Source organism: Bacillus cereus group sp. BfR-BA-01381 (genome assembly GCF_022663555.1).
Taxonomy (GTDB): domain Bacteria; phylum Bacillota; class Bacilli; order Bacillales; family Bacillaceae_G; genus Bacillus_A; species Bacillus_A pacificus.
Window position 1 is genome coordinate 1 of record NZ_JAKUFR010000066.1, and the last position, 14,587, is coordinate 14,587.

Here is a 14,587-nt window from a genome sequence, read left to right on the forward strand (position 1 = left end):
TCGCAGTAAGGAAAGTTCTTACCATATAATATCGAGTAAAAGAAAAATGTATCCCGCTTTAATGGGCAGTAAGACCCCTACCTCAAAATTCAGCGAAAGCAAAGAAGTAAAGTGGGGATCAACTGCCCATAAAAGCCCGATTGGTTCAACTAATAATCAGTGGGGGATGAAGAAAACCCCCACTGATTAAAGTTTCACTTTATAGAATATTGAACAGAGGAGGGATTCTTTCCATCTGAAAAGATTTTTTAAATTTTTTAAAATGACGGACACAAAATCGTATATCTTTTCGAATTATATATATGGATATCATTAATATTTATGTAAAAGGGGAGAAAAAATATGAAAGAAATGTATGAAGAAATCACTGAAGTATTGAAGGTATTAGCACATCCTGTCCGTTTATCATTAGTAAAAATAATGGTTGCAAAAGGTCCTATTAACGTAACGACAATGTATGAAATGTTACAAATGCCTCAAAGTACAATTAGTCAACATTTATCTAAACTAAAAGCTACTAAAGTCGTTACAGGTACTCGAAAAGGGTTAGAAATTTATTATGAAGTAACGGATAATCGTACAAAAGCGATATTATTAAGCTTGGCTTAATGGATAATTGTTTAAACTTCAAAATGAAGTAAGAAAGACATTCAGCGACTATAATTTTCTTATTAACATCAGCCGTGCGTTGTTGTTAATTTGTTTCATATACTTCTTTATTTGGGTCTTGCCGTATCACTATCAAGCTAATTCTTAAATGGACTATAAACATGAAAGTTTTTTATTAAGGTCTTTTTGTTAGCTTGATAGTGATGTGCCGTTCCCACCAGTATGTAAATAAGTTGGTAGTTTTTTTAGTCATGTAATCTTTTCATTTGATGATCTTTTCCCCACTCAAATAGTTCATTCATAATTTGCATTAAAGATTTCCCGTATTCGCTTATTGTGTACTCAACCTTTGGTGGTACTTCTTGATATACAGTACGATGGATAATCCCATCAGCCTCCAGTTGCCGAAGTTGTTGAGTCAGAACTTTTTGCGCAATGTTTGGGATTTCTCGCCGGATTTCATTTGTTCGCATTTTTCCATCCATTAACACACATAAAATATGAACTTTCCATTTTCCGCCGATTACATCGAGTGTCGTTGCAATTGGGCAGTCATCATTTTGATTCATATAACACCTCCACAGGTACTTTAAGGTTCCTATAGCACTTTAAAGTACGTACTTTTCAATTATATGTGACTCATTCATACTAATACGTAAAGGGTTGAATAATTTATAAAGGGGATGGAAGATGATGAAAACACTTGTAATTGTAGCACATCCTGATATTGAAAAATCAAAAATTAATAAAAGATGGATTGAAGAACTTGAGAAATATTCGGATGAAATTACGGTGCATGAATTATATAAAGCGGCACCGAATTGGGAGTTTAATGTGGAAGAGGAACAAAAGTTGTTAGTAGAACACGACCGATATATATTTCAATTTCCGCTATACTGGTACAGCTCACCACCATTATTAAAAAAATGGTTTGACGATGTATTAACATATGGATTTGCTTACGGATCAAAAGGAGATAAAGTGAAGGGGAAAGAATTTGGTGTAGCTATTTCGATAGGTGGATTAGAAAAAGACTATGAAAATAGTGGGATCACGATGGATGAGTTAACAAAACCATTTCAAGCTACATGCTTATATACAGATATGAAATTTATACCTTCGTTTTATTTATACGGTGCTGAATATAAATTAAGTGATGAAGAGATTGATAAAAGCGCACCGGAGTATGTACGATATGTGATGAATAAGGAGTATTCTAATATATAAGAGGGAATAGCCATTTACTTGTTAAGTAGATGGCTATTTTTATAAAAATTATATTCACTAAGTGTAATCTTTAGTAAATTAATAATTAATCTGGTAAAATAAAAAACCTAACATATATAAAGGGGAGTTTTACTTGAGAACGATGCAAAAATTATTACAAAAAAGAGCAATGCAATCACCAAATTTGGAAGCGCTTGTAGGGGGAGGGGAAAGGTATTCGTTTCAGCAGTACAATGAACGAGTAAATCAGCTTGCACACTATTTGTTACAAAGCGGTGTACAAAGAGGAGATCGTATTGGAATATTATGCAAAAATAATCATCCGTTTCCAAGCGTTATGATGGCAAGTTTAAAAATTGGGGCTGTATGTATTCCGCTAAACCATCAGCTTACTGCGTATGAATTAAAAACGATTGTAAAAGAAGCAAAATTAAAAGTGTTAGTTATTGATGAAGAATTCCATGAAGCTTTAAAGATTGATGCTGTTAAAGAAATTCCTTATGTAATTCAAACGACAAAAGAAGGCTTTGGTTCATTTGAATTAACATTACAAGAACAGCCAAGTACAGAGCCGAACGTAGAAGTTCATGAAGATGATGATGCAATTTACTTATTTACTTCAGGAACGACTGGACAAGCAAAAGCATGTGTAATTGGACATAAAAACTTACATCATTATTTTGCAGAGATTGCAGGACAAAGAGAAATTCCGGCAGGAGAACGCTTTTTATCCGTGCATCCATTGTTCCATATGAGTGGCGTGCTTTCTATTTTAAATTGCATTTATCACGGTGTTACGATGATTTTCTTAGCTGATTCGAATCCTACTCTTATTTGGGATAAGATTGAAGAAGAGAAAATTACGACGATGCTTGCATTCCCAGCTGTTTATAGTTATATGCTTGATGAACTAAATAAAAAGGAACGAAACATTTCAACTTTTAAAGTAGCACAAAGCGGTGGAACAAAAGTGCCAGAAACACTCATCCAAAAATATATGGAAAAAGGAATATATATGGTGCAAGGCTATGGTAGTACAGAAGGTTGGGTTGTAACTTCATGGCATCCAATGATGGGGAAAGAAAAGATGTCTTCTGTAGGGAAAACCTTGAAACATGTAGAGGTGAAAATTGTTCATCCAGAAACAGGACATGAACTAACAACAAATGAAGTTGGGGAGATTCATGTAAGAAGTCCATATATGTTTAAAGGGTATTGGAATAATGAAAAGGCGACAAAGAAAGTAGTAAAAGATAATTGGTTTAACATGGGCGATGCTGGCATGATAGATGACGATGGATTCCTGCATATTATGGGAAGATATAAAGACGTTATCATACGCGGTGGTGATAACGTCTATCCAGATCAAGTAGAAGATGTTATTCATGAAATACATGGTGTTTTAGAAGTTGCAGTAGTTGGAGTTCCAGATGACTTTTGGGGAGAGGTTCCGACTGCGTATATTGTAAAAGATATGCAAACATCTTTAACGGAAGAAGAAATTATACAGCATTGTAAAGAAAAGCTAGCAAGTTATAAAATACCAGAAGTTGTATTTATGGACAAATTACCGAAAAATGCTTTAGGGAAAGTGTTGAAGAGGGAATTAAGAGAAGGTGTACTTGTAAAATAAAAAACGATTAGGTGATGAGGAATCCAGTTATGTATAAAGCATAACTGGATTTTTGTTTATGATTCTGTTGATGGGTATTGTGAATGTTTAAAAATTTTTGTGTTTTTTAGTATAATATTGAAATTAAAGGAAGTTAATTGATTTCAGTACAAGGGGGAGAAATAATGGCTATAAAATTAGAAACTGAGCATTTATGTATAGAACCTTTTACCAATGATGATGTATGTAGAATTAGAGAATTGGCTAATGATAAGGAATTAGCTAATATTCTTGGGCTTCCGCACCCATATAAATTGGAGTTCGCGCAAGATTGGGTTGATATGCAACCAGAACTTATAAGGAAAGGAATCGAATATCCTTTAGGAATTGTCTCTAAAGAATCAAGAGAAATTGTAGGTACAATTACATTAAGAATTGACAAGGGTAACAATAGAGGTGAACTTGGTTATTGGATTGGTAAGAATTATTGGGGAAAGGGTTTTGCAACTGAGGCTGTAAACAGGATGATTCAATTTGGCTTTATCGAATTAGGTTTAAATAAAATTTGGGCATCTGCCATTTCTAGAAACCGATCATCGATTAAGGTGTTAGAGAAATCGGGCTTACGTAAAGAAGGCACATTGAGACAAAATAGACTTTTATTAAATACATATGAAGATGTTGATGTGTATGGAATATTAAAGACAGAATACAAGGTTTTAAATCACAGATAAGTTTGGTAGTGTGATGACAAAAGGAAACCCTTCAGAACAGGGTTTCCTTTTGTATTTTAATAGAATCTTGTTTATCAAGAACATAATAATTTACTAGATTTTGTATTTTGTGTAAGATAATAAAGAATATTCAAATATTAATTAAGGGAAGAGATGTAAATGAAGCTTCCGCTATTACAGGTAGAGACAGAGAGACTTATGATTCGTCCGTTCCAAAATGATGATTATGAAAATTGGTTAGATGGATTTCATAAGAGGTTACCATCGCAGTATACATATGACGATGGTTATCAAGTTATGGCATCATCAACGAAAGAATGGTTCACGGAATGGATAAGAGGTTTTGATGAAGCAGCACATCGAGATGAAATGTATGTATTAGGAATTTTTCGTAAAGAAGACGGGGCTAATATTGGAAAGCTAGAACTTATAAAGATTTTACGTATGGATTATCAGTGGGCAATGATGGGCTACTCTATTCATAATCAATATTGGAAAAATGGATATGGGGCAGAAAGTGTAAAAGCTGCGTTACCGTTATTTTTTAATCGTCTTCATTTTCATAGAATTGAATTACATATACGTGTTGATAATGAGCCATCCGTTCGTCTTGCGGAAAGAGCGGGTTTTTCATTTGAATGTAAGAGAGAGGCATTTTCATTAGAGAATGGTAAGTGGGTGGATTTTCTTATTTATTTTAAAAATAAGGAGATGAATATATGAGAGTTTTAATTACAGGTGGAAATCGCGGATTAGGGTTACAGTTAGTAAAAGTGTTTCATGAAAATGGACATATTGTTTATCCGTTAGTTAGAACTGAGGTTGCGTTAACACAATTGAAGAAAATGTTTAGTTGCAGATGTTTTCCTATATTGGCAGACTTATCGGTTGATGAGAGTACGGAGCAAATTAAAAGCCAGCTTGCGGAATATACAGAGTATATAGATTTAGTTATCAATAACGCAGGAATTACTGGGAAGGAGACTGAGATTTTACATACAAATTCAGAAGAGTTAACGGACTTATTTAATATTCATTGTTTAGGTGTAATTCGAGCTGTAAAAGGTACATATGTAGCTTTAGAGAAATCGGATCATCCGAGAATAATAAATGTGTCCTCTCGATTAGGTTCATTACATAAAATGGCGAACAAAGAGTTTTCGCAAGGTCAGTTTTCCTATTCCTATCGAATTGCTAAAGCTGCACAAAATATGTTAACGCTCTGCTTACAACAAGAGTTTGAGGATAAAGGAATTCGTGTAACTGCTATTCACCCAGGAAAATTAAAAACTGATATTGGTGCTTTTGATGCGAATATGACTCCGGCTGAAGGAGCAAAAAATATATATGATTGGGTAATCGATTCAAATGTGGATACTTCAGGTAAGTTTATTGAGCCGGGTGTGGGGGAATTGAAGTGGTGAAGTACGACCTTACAGTTGTTCAAAGTTTATTTGGTCCTTCAAAAAAAGTATTAAATGGCTTACCAAATGCAGTAACGATTGAAGAAATCGAAGAAGACGTTTTGTATAGCGTACAAACATATAAAGAAAAGATAAGTAGATTTGAAGAGGTTTGTTTTAATTGGGAGTTAAAAAGAGTGAGTATTGTATTAAACAAAAGGTTTAGTAGTTATAACTCAAGCGCAAAAGTTTTACTTGATGCCGGTTTTTCTTTGTATGCCGCAAAGATAGAAGTATGTAGAGAATTGAACAATGTAGAAGAGCTTGAAAGACAATATACATATCGATCAATAGCAGAAGGAACGTTATCGGAAAAAGATTTTAAATATATTTGGGAACAATGTATGTCGGGTTCAGGGAATCAAACTTCAATTTTAACTATCGATGAGCATTTTTATTCAGTGCAAACAGAGTTAGGTAAGGGCTGGGAAAAGTCATGTATTGTTTTTTATGATAAAAATGAGCCGATTGGTATGTCTATACCCCATATAGAAACTGGAACAGAAAGTGAAGGACGATTATTTTACTTTGGGGTAATGCCTTATTATCGCGGGAAAGGAATTGCTTCTCGGTTGCACCTTCAATCGTTGCATATGTTAAAGGAAATGGGGGCTACTTATTACATCGGAAGCACGCATACATCGAATGAAAAGATGCAGAGGATATTTTGGAGAAATCATTGTTCGTTGAAAACGGAGATAGAGCTTTATTATAAAATTTTTAATGAGGGTTAGGGGAAAAGAAAATGAAGACTATAAATGTATTTCATTATGACGCATTTACGAATAAACCGAATATGGGGAATCCAGCAGGTATTGTATTAGAGGCAGATGGATTAACGGAAGAGGAAATGCAAATTATTGCTGAAAAAGTTGGATATAATGAAACAACTTTTGTTCTTTCCTCAGAAGTAGGAGATATAAGAATGCGCTACTTTACACCTGGTTTTGAAATGGATTTATGTGGTCATGGGACAGTAGGGACGCTATATGCCTTGCGCGAAAAAGGTTTATTAGAAGAGAAAAGTAACCTTACGATTGAAACGAAGGCTGGGATTTTACCGATACAAATAGGTGTAAATGAAAATGGAGAAACCTTTATTAAAATGAGGCAGGCAGCACCTCAGTTTAAAGAATTTACAGGTTCAAAAGAAGAATTAGCTCATAGTATCGGTTTAGAAGTAAATGATTTAGATGTAAGTTTACCGATTGTATATGGAAGTACTGGTAATTGGACTGTAATTGTACCGATTAAAAATCTAGATGCGTGTGAGAGAATGAACCCTAATAATGCTGCATTTCCATCAGTATTAAAAGAAATACCTAATGCTTCTATTCACCCAATTTGTCTAGAAACTTATGATGAACAGGCACAAATGCATGGACGTCATTTCTCATCGGCTTATGCTGGAACGATAGAAGATCCAGTGACAGGAACAGCTTCAGGTGTAATGGGGGCGTATTATGCGATGTATTTGGAAAAAGATTTTGACCATGAAATGGAGTTAATTGTTGAACAAGGACAGGAAATACATAAAGATGATCGTGTAACGGTGTATGTAACGAAAGCTGAAGGGAATGCGAATTTACAAATTGATATTGCTGGAACAGCGGTGTATGTGAAAGAATTTGAAGTTTCAATATAAAAAAGAAAGCCCGGCATACATCCGGACTTTCATTATCTGTTCAATACTTCAATATACGAAGCATCGCCAGTTGTTCTTAAAGCAGAGCGGAAATTGTTGTTTTCTAACGTTTTAGCGACTTGTTGTAACTGCTGTGCATCATCATGATGGATAAGTAAGCTGTCAGCACCGCTTTCTTCTATATGAATGTGTTCGACATTTCCAATGGCATCATGTACAGCTTTTAAAAATTCAGGTTTCATATTGTCCTCCTATATGTATGTAACGTTTTTGTTAGTATTTCCTTATTTTTGAAATATAAAAGTAAATGTTTTTTTGTTATATTAAGATTTTTAGGAGGAATTCCTTTGTGTTTGTCAAATAATAGTAAAGTTGTCTTTTGAATTGATGGAATCTTCGGGATTAAAGGGTGAGGGAATGGACATTTCAGTAATCGCTGCACAACTAGTTAAGGAGAAAGTGATTTCACATGATCCAAATAGCATAAAAGTGTTAAACGGAGGAACGACAAGTACAGTGTATTTGCTGGATGAAGAATATGTTGTAAAGCTGAATGAAGCGGAAATAATACGTGAAGAAGCTAATTTTCTTTCTTTTTATGAGGGGAATACGTTGTTTTCGAAGCTTTTGTATAATGAACCTTTCCATAAGTATATTGTGTATTCTTTTCTTGAAGGTAGTACTTCTTGTGAACAAGGGGATAAACGAATTACGCTTCGTACACTTGTAAAAGAAGTTATTAATAAGTATGAAAGAGTTTCAGATGTAGATGGCTGGGGATGGAAAGAAAATCCGGTTCAATCTTGGAATGAATTTTTAACGACAAATGTGATGGAAACTCATGAAAATGTAAAACGTTACATAAGTGAAGAAGAGTATAGAACGGTTCTTAAGTTAGCAAATAGGGACGCTGGAGTAGAGCAGCCATTTTTATTACATGGTGATCTTGGATTTCATAACTTTATATTTCAAGAGAATAAGCTGCACGGTGTAATTGATCCCTTGCCAGTGTTAGGAGATCCTATATACGATTTAATTTATGCGTTTTGTTCCACCCCGGAAGATTTAACAAAAGAAACGATTCATTATGCGATGAAGCAGTGTGTATTTCATAGAAAAGACCGTGATTTATATGAAGAAATAGTTATAGGATTATATTTGCGTATAGATACGTGTTTACGGCACCACCCGAAAGATTTAGAAGGTTATTTAGCAGCTTGGCGTTATTGGATGGATGAGGTTGAAGCTGCTTTATAGCACAAATATTTTTGGGGGATCGTGAAATGAACGTTTCAGAGACGGAAAAGGATTTACTGTAATTCCATTATCATTTTATTAATTGAAAATAAAAAATCAGCTTAATAAAAATATAGGGATAGGGGAAATGATCATGAAAAATTATGTTTGTACAACGTGTGGTGTGCAGTATGCAGCGAGTGTAGAAGAACCGGTGAGTTGTCATATTTGTGATGAAGAAAGGCAATATGTGAATCCGAAAGGACAGTCTTGGACGACGCTAGAAAGCTTACAAACAGGTGATACATATAAAAATGAAATAATCGAAGAGGAAAATGAGCTTTATAGTATTACGACAAAACCAGGGTTTGCGATCGGTCAAACGGCATATGTAGTGAAAACAGAGTCATATCGTTTACTGTGGGACTGCATTACTTATTTAGATGAAATGACAATTACGAAAATAAAAGAGCTTGGCGGATTAGATGCGATTGCATTGTCTCATCCTCATTATTATTCAACGCAAGTAGAATGGGCAGAGACATTTGATGTACCAATTTACATACATGAAGATGATAAAGAGTGGGTGATGCGCCCGAGTAGTCGTATTATTTATTGGTCTGGTGAGTCTTTACAATTAGCGGATGGATTGGTCATTCATCGTTTAGGTGGTCATTTTAAAGGAGGATCTGTCTTACATTGGGAAGAAGGTAATGACGGAAAAGGAATTTTGTTAACAGGCGATATTATACAAGTTGTAGCAGATGAGCGATGGGTAAGCTTTATGTACAGCTATCCAAACTTAATTCCATTACCAGCGAGAAAAGTGGAAGAAATGGTGAATCGAGTAAAGCCGTTACAATTTAATCGTTTATACAACGCTTTTCATCGTGTAGTAAAAGAAAATGCAAATGAGGCAGTGGAACGTTCTGCTGAAAGATATATGAAGGCGGTAGAAGGAAAGTTATTTCATACGTAAAAGGAGAGTTAGACTTTATGAATACGTTAGTATGCTTCGGTGATAGTATTACAGCTGATGAAACGTTTTTTGATGGAACGCCGAGGTTAACACCGCGTTTGCAAGAGATGTTTCCGAATTGGAAGGTGGTAAATGCGGGGGTTCCGGGTGATAATACGTTCGATGCGTTACATAGAATTGAAGAAGATGTATTATCACATAAACCAGATTTCGTAACAGTTTTTCTTGGCACGAATGATGCAGTTTCTTTTTCACAAGAATCATTACAAGTATATAAAGAAAACTTAGAGAAGATTGTGAAGCGGATTTCGTCAGATAAAGTACTGCTTATTAGTCCCGCGCCAGTTGATGAGGAAAGACAGCACAATAGAACAAATAAAGTGCTCGGTCAGTATGCAGACGTGGTAGAGAAAGTGGCGAAAGAAACGGGAAGTCACTTTCTAAATTTGTATGCTGAAATGATTCAAGAACGTGATTATAAAAGGTTTGTAGAAAATGATGAAAAAGATGGTTTGCACTTTGGGATAGAAGGCTATGAGTATGTATCGAAGTTGATTGGTGAAAAGTTAAAAGGGATTTTATAAAAAAGCAAAGCGATATCGCTTTGCTTTTCGTTGTTTTTTAGTAGTTCAATCTAAAAATGCTTGTTGCAATGCTTTCAGTCCATCACTGTAAATACCATGAAACAGATTTATTGCCTCTTCATCACTAACCTCAACAGGAGTGAACGTACCAAACCACTCTACTAATGATGTTTTACTTTCAACACCTTCTTTAACCCGGATTGTGGACTCATAATTAGTGACTGGGAATGGTGAATTCATGATTGAATACGTGTAGTACCGTTCCTTATCATTGAATACTTCTAAACGTTCTATAATCGTATCACCATCTGGATTAGCTAGGTGACGTACACGACCGCCTTCAGTTAATTTACTGCTAGGTATATAAGGTAACCAGTCTGGAAGGGAGTTGAATCCTCCAATTAATTGCCATACTTGTTCAGGTGAACCGAAAATTTCCATAGATGTAGTAGTGTGTGCCATATTTGTTATGCTCCTTTTTAACCTGAATTTTTTTATTTAATATATAATTTATAAATCAAAAACTATATACTTTTTATAACTAAACTATATAATAAATATAGAAACGAAAATTTATGAGCAAGGAAGTTGAAGAACATGACATTAACAATGGGCTTTATTGGATTTGGAAAGTCAGCTAACCGCTATCACTTACCTTATGTAAACACACGTAATAATATAAAAATAAAAACGATTTTTGTACGTCAAATAAATGAAGAATTAGCAGCTCCATATGAGGAAAAAGGTGTTAGTTTTACTACTGATTTGGATGAATTATTGAATGATAAAGAAATTCAAGTAGTGACGGTATGTACGCCCGCACATACGCATTATGAATTCGCGAAAAAAGTTATACTTGCGGGAAAATCAGTTATCGTTGAAAAACCATTTTGCGATACAGTAGAACATGCGAAAGAATTGTTAGCTTTAGGACGAGAGAAAGGTGTAGTAGTTATGCCTTACCAAAACCGTCGTTTTGATGGTGATTTTTTAGCAGTGAAGCAAGTTGTGGAACAAGGATTCCTTGGTGATATTGTCGAGATTGAATCACATATTGATTATTTCCGTCCTGGTTCAATCACTCATGAAGCTCCAAAAGAAGAAGGCTCATTTTATAGTTTAGGTATTCATACGATGGACCGTATGATTTCACTATTTGGCCGTCCAGATACGGTGACATACGATATTCGTAATAATGAAGTGGAAGGTGCGGTTGATAATTATTTTGATGTTGGTCTACATTACGGAAATAAGCTGAAAATTAAACTAAAAACGAACCATGTTGTAGCGAAAGATTATCCGCGTTTTATCGTTCATGGGACAAATGGATCGTTTATTAAATATGGTGAAGACCAGCAGGAAAATGATCTGAAAGCGGGTATTATGCCTGAGAGTGCAGGATTTGGTGAAGATTCGCCGATGTACTATGGGGTTGCTAAATATCGCAATGCAAACGGTGATTGGATTGAAAAACAAATTAAAACGCCGCTTGGTGATTACGGTCGTTTCTATGATGCAGCGTATGAAACAATTGTAAATGGTGCACCAAAGCTTGTGAAAGACGAAGAAGCAATAACGAATATTGAAATTTTAGAAAATGGATTCGCTGCGCCATCACCTTCAGTTTACAAACTGGAGGCTTTACATTTGAATGAATAGAAGAGGGAATACAGCATAAAGGAGGTATGGAAATGGCAAGCGGATCAACACAAGTAAAATACCTCGGCATTTATCAAAAAATGAAACAGCAAATTTTAGATGGCGAATATAAAATCAACGAAAAAATTCCAAGTAGTCCTATACTTGCTGAAGAATTTGGCGTTTCAGTCCTGACAATAAAAAAAGCGCTGGATCTGTTAGTTAGAGACGGATACATCATCCGTCGGCGCGGAAGTGGAACAGTCGTTCAAGATTGGCGTCAACAGGAAAAGGCACGAATGATTCAAACTTTAACAGGTACGAAAGCTGTTTATGGCAGCGAGGTAGAAAGTAAAATTATCGAGTTTACGATTGTCGGAGCTGAGGAAATCATTGCTGAAAAATTGGGCATTTCAGTAGGGGATTTCGTATATAAAATCATTCGCCTTCGTATCATTCACAGTATCCCAACGATTATGGAGCATACATGGATGCCTATTTCGGTCATTCCAGGTGTTGAAGCTTCGGTTTTAGAGGAGTCGATCTACTCATACATTCAAAATAAACTAGGTCTTAAAGTGGGAACATCTGTTGTTAGAGTCAAAGGAATTCGCCCAGATGATAGGGAAAAGCAGTTTATGAACTTAACAAATCAAGATTTTCTAATGAGAGTGGAGCAGGTGGCCTATTTAACGGATGGACGAACTTTTGAATACTCTTATGCTGATCACCTGCCAGAAACCTTTGAATTTGAAACAGTTATTACTGCAAAAAGTTATAAAGAGGCATAAAAAATAGGTTGGGGCACGTATTGCCTTAACCTATTTTTGTGTCTTCAATAACGCTATGGGGGAAATTCACATAAAAAAATGATTAATTACTCCAAGACTTAACATTTGATTAATTGAACTGTAAGGTTTAAAATTACAGTAAGATTTTTAGAAGTGAGTTGTCATCGTCTGTAAAATGTAGTTTCAACAAATGTATAGAAGAAGCATTTTAAAAGAAATGAATAATAGAGATAAATAAAACATTGCTGAATAACTAACATTACGTGAATTTGATTCTAAACTGTAATTTTTTTTAATACATTTCGATAACCGATATTTAAAATGTGCATTTCATAAAAAACATTAAAGGAGTGAGTGAAATATGGTGGTTTTATATACAACAGCAAGCTGTAGTTCATGTCGAAAAGCAAAAGCATGGCTGGAGGAGAATCAAATTGATTATACTGAAAAAAATATCGTATCCAACTCTATGACAGTGGATGAACTTAAATCCATTCTTCGTTTAACGGAAGAGGGTGCTACTGAAATTATTTCAACTAGATCCAAAACTTTTCAAGACTTAAATATAAATATAGATGAACTTTCGCTGAATGAATTTTATACATTAATCATTGAGCATCCGCTAATGTTGCGTCGTCCAATTATGCTGGATGAGAAAAGATTACAGATTGGTTTTAACGAAGAAGAAATTCGCAAATTTTTACCACGTAGCGTCCGAACATTTTTAAATATTGAACTGCAAAAGTTGGCTAATTAATAAGTAATATTTTTTAAGAAAAGTTTTTTGAAAGGAGGAAGCAGAAGATGATTGAAGTATGTGTTACAGTTAATTATAACGATAGAAATTATCAAACAAATGTTATTGTAAGCAAAGATACAGTGTGGAAAAAAATTAAACAGTTGGCAGAAGAACAAGTGAAGAAACAATGGAGTCTTTAAATGTATTGTAACTTAAAAAGCTAAATGAAGTTATGGAATCTATTTCTTTATGCTAAGAGTGGTTCTTATATATTTTAACGTTTGGCTAATCTATCTGAAATGTTTATAGCTACAATATGTGAATATAGGAGAAATAATTTTTTTGGATCGTAGGAGGAAAATAATGAGCAGCGACTTTACCTTGGCTATACACAGTTTAACTTATTTAGCTTTACAGCCAGACCGGATGTCAACAAGTAACGCTATTTCAGAAAGTGCAGGTGTTCACCCAGTACGCATTCGCAAAGTGCTAAGTTTGTTAAAAAAACATAAGTTTATACAATCGAAAGAAGGGACTGGTGGCGGTTTTATTTTTGCTCGAGATTTAAGTGAAGTTAACCTTTGGCATATATATCAGATAACATCTGAAGGTGCGTTGCAGCCTAAGTGTCCTGAGTCAAATAATCAGTGTATTGTAGGTTCAAACATGCGAAAAGTTCTTTTCGCTATTTTCTTAGGTGCGGAAGAACATCTAGGTGAATACTTAAAGAACTATACAATGAAAGAAGTTGTTGATCTTATCAATCAAGAACGTTAAGCGGCTTACTTGTTATATAGAGCCGTAAGTTCTTACTATTTAAATGTAATGGAAAATATTACAGTTTGATTTCGTTTTTATTCCTTGTTTATCGTTACAAAAAATATTGACAAGAAGGTGAAAAAGTATGTTGTCAAATAATAATCATGTTTTAAAAGTGGGAGATTGGGTTCGTGGAATATCAAATGAGGGCGAATTTATAGTTGGTTACATTGTATCACTTGATGAAGTGGAAGATGTAGTTACAGTTAGCATTGTGAAACGCGACGACAAGTACACAAAAAACGAAGCGATTTTACTCTTTAGTAAACATGTTAACAAACTCCCTGAATCAAAGGTAATCAATAAGGAGCAAATCCTTTATCTTATAGACCTTGCATTATTAACAGGAGACGAAGAATGGTTTATCGAGCTTTCTTCAAAATTAAACTCGATAAAAGAGCTAGTTAACGAGAGGTTTTAGAGATTACATGATTTGCTTTTAATAGGTTGAATCGTGCAATAATCAATAATATCATCTCTTTTGTTGCATTTTAATAAAAGAGGTGATTGG

General features: G+C 34.6%; 21 protein-coding genes. 18 read left to right on the forward strand and 3 right to left on the reverse strand.

Translation table 11 applies throughout. The features are described from left to right. Together MR079_RS20155 and MR079_RS20160 are read left to right on the forward strand one after the other, a co-directional pair. The coding region (locus MR079_RS20155; RefSeq protein ID WP_242294500.1) for a hypothetical protein at positions 1–190 on the forward strand (190 nt) is incomplete at its 5' end. Positions 191–342: 152 nt separating this feature from the next. Then, positions 343–609 carry an ArsR/SmtB family transcription factor gene (locus MR079_RS20160; protein WP_000661864.1) on the forward strand — a complete coding sequence of 89 codons (267 nt, stop codon included), beginning with the start codon at positions 343–345 and terminating at the stop codon, positions 607–609. 245 nt (positions 610–854) lie between these two features. On the opposite strand, the gene MR079_RS20165 is transcribed toward MR079_RS20160, so the two are convergent. Next, positions 855–1,178, reverse strand: a complete 324-nt coding sequence (locus tag MR079_RS20165) for a winged helix-turn-helix transcriptional regulator (protein WP_139866207.1) — start codon at positions 1,176–1,178, stop codon at positions 855–857. A 124-nt stretch (positions 1,179–1,302) separates the two neighbouring features. On the opposite strand from MR079_RS20165, the gene MR079_RS20170 reads away from it, so the two are divergent. From MR079_RS20170 to MR079_RS20200, 7 genes are all read left to right on the forward strand, one after another. Then, complete coding sequence (locus MR079_RS20170) at positions 1,303–1,836, forward strand: NAD(P)H-dependent oxidoreductase (protein WP_029141166.1); 534 nt, start codon at positions 1,303–1,305, stop codon at positions 1,834–1,836. Positions 1,837–1,969: 133 nt separating this feature from the next. Further along, the gene (locus MR079_RS20175) at positions 1,970–3,469 is read left to right on the forward strand and encodes a class I adenylate-forming enzyme family protein (RefSeq protein WP_242294501.1); all 1,500 of its coding nucleotides are present in this window, start codon (positions 1,970–1,972) and stop codon (positions 3,467–3,469) included. Between the two features lie 164 nt (positions 3,470–3,633). Next, positions 3,634–4,182, forward strand: coding sequence for a GNAT family N-acetyltransferase (locus tag MR079_RS20180; protein ID WP_139866205.1), 549 nt, complete (start codon positions 3,634–3,636; stop codon positions 4,180–4,182). A gap of 159 nt (positions 4,183–4,341) precedes the next feature. Next, on the forward strand, positions 4,342–4,905 hold the full coding sequence (locus tag MR079_RS20185; RefSeq protein ID WP_139866204.1) for a GNAT family N-acetyltransferase: 564 nt from the start codon (positions 4,342–4,344) through the stop codon (positions 4,903–4,905). Next, positions 4,902–5,606, forward strand: a complete 705-nt coding sequence (locus tag MR079_RS20190; protein ID WP_242294502.1) for an SDR family NAD(P)-dependent oxidoreductase — start codon at positions 4,902–4,904, stop codon at positions 5,604–5,606. Before MR079_RS20185 ends, MR079_RS20190 begins: the two co-directional genes overlap by 4 nt. Further along, a complete protein-coding gene (locus MR079_RS20195; RefSeq protein ID WP_242294509.1) occupies positions 5,603–6,379 on the forward strand; it encodes a GNAT family N-acetyltransferase in 777 nt (258 codons plus the stop codon). Before MR079_RS20190 ends, MR079_RS20195 begins: the two co-directional genes overlap by 4 nt. 11 nt (positions 6,380–6,390) lie before the next feature. After that, positions 6,391–7,290 (forward strand): PhzF family phenazine biosynthesis isomerase, encoded by a 900-nt coding sequence (locus MR079_RS20200; protein ID WP_242294503.1) that lies wholly within the window; start codon positions 6,391–6,393, stop codon positions 7,288–7,290. A gap of 32 nt (positions 7,291–7,322) precedes the next feature. On the opposite strand, the gene MR079_RS20205 is transcribed toward MR079_RS20200, so the two are convergent. Beyond that, positions 7,323–7,532, reverse strand: a complete 210-nt coding sequence (locus tag MR079_RS20205) for a hypothetical protein (protein ID WP_000801653.1) — start codon at positions 7,530–7,532, stop codon at positions 7,323–7,325. A 175-nt stretch (positions 7,533–7,707) separates the two neighbouring features. On the opposite strand from MR079_RS20205, the gene MR079_RS20210 reads away from it, so the two are divergent. The 3 genes from MR079_RS20210 to MR079_RS20220 all read left to right on the forward strand — a co-directional run bounded on the left by MR079_RS20210 (position 7,708) and on the right by MR079_RS20220 (position 10,089). Next, complete coding sequence (locus tag MR079_RS20210) at positions 7,708–8,547, forward strand: aminoglycoside phosphotransferase family protein (protein WP_242294504.1); 840 nt, start codon at positions 7,708–7,710, stop codon at positions 8,545–8,547. A 133-nt stretch (positions 8,548–8,680) separates the two neighbouring features. Continuing rightward, positions 8,681–9,505 (forward strand): MBL fold metallo-hydrolase, encoded by an 825-nt coding sequence (locus MR079_RS20215; protein WP_074567533.1) that lies wholly within the window; start codon positions 8,681–8,683, stop codon positions 9,503–9,505. Between the two features lie 17 nt (positions 9,506–9,522). After that, positions 9,523–10,089 (forward strand): SGNH/GDSL hydrolase family protein, encoded by a 567-nt coding sequence (locus tag MR079_RS20220; RefSeq protein WP_229135915.1) that lies wholly within the window; start codon positions 9,523–9,525, stop codon positions 10,087–10,089. A 45-nt stretch (positions 10,090–10,134) separates the two neighbouring features. Here the strand turns inward: MR079_RS20220 and MR079_RS20225 are convergent, their stop codons facing one another. Further along, positions 10,135–10,551: an SRPBCC family protein gene (locus tag MR079_RS20225; protein ID WP_229135914.1), complete on the reverse strand. Its 417-nt coding sequence runs from the start codon at positions 10,549–10,551 to the stop codon at positions 10,135–10,137. A gap of 135 nt (positions 10,552–10,686) precedes the next feature. Here MR079_RS20225 and MR079_RS20230 point away from each other — a divergent pair, with 135 nt between their 5' ends. The 6 genes from MR079_RS20230 to MR079_RS20255 all read left to right on the forward strand — a co-directional run bounded on the left by MR079_RS20230 (position 10,687) and on the right by MR079_RS20255 (position 14,497). Then, complete coding sequence (locus tag MR079_RS20230) at positions 10,687–11,748, forward strand: oxidoreductase (protein WP_000176632.1); 1,062 nt, start codon at positions 10,687–10,689, stop codon at positions 11,746–11,748. A gap of 32 nt (positions 11,749–11,780) precedes the next feature. After that, positions 11,781–12,518: a GntR family transcriptional regulator gene (locus tag MR079_RS20235; protein WP_139866198.1), complete on the forward strand. Its 738-nt coding sequence runs from the start codon at positions 11,781–11,783 to the stop codon at positions 12,516–12,518. 361 nt (positions 12,519–12,879) lie between these two features. After that, on the forward strand, positions 12,880–13,275 hold the full coding sequence (gene spxA, locus MR079_RS20240) for a transcriptional regulator SpxA (protein WP_000261188.1): 396 nt from the start codon (positions 12,880–12,882) through the stop codon (positions 13,273–13,275). Positions 13,276–13,322: 47 nt separating this feature from the next. After that, positions 13,323–13,457, forward strand: coding sequence for a BA3454 family stress response protein (locus MR079_RS20245; RefSeq protein ID WP_000573534.1), 135 nt, complete (start codon positions 13,323–13,325; stop codon positions 13,455–13,457). 163 nt (positions 13,458–13,620) lie between these two features. Continuing rightward, positions 13,621–14,034 carry an Rrf2-family transcriptional regulator SaiR gene (saiR, locus tag MR079_RS20250; RefSeq protein WP_000093222.1) on the forward strand — a complete coding sequence of 138 codons (414 nt, stop codon included), beginning with the start codon at positions 13,621–13,623 and terminating at the stop codon, positions 14,032–14,034. A gap of 127 nt (positions 14,035–14,161) precedes the next feature. Further along, the gene (locus MR079_RS20255) at positions 14,162–14,497 is read left to right on the forward strand and encodes an IDEAL domain-containing protein (protein WP_000950600.1); all 336 of its coding nucleotides are present in this window, start codon (positions 14,162–14,164) and stop codon (positions 14,495–14,497) included. Positions 14,498–14,587 lie beyond the last annotated feature (90 nt).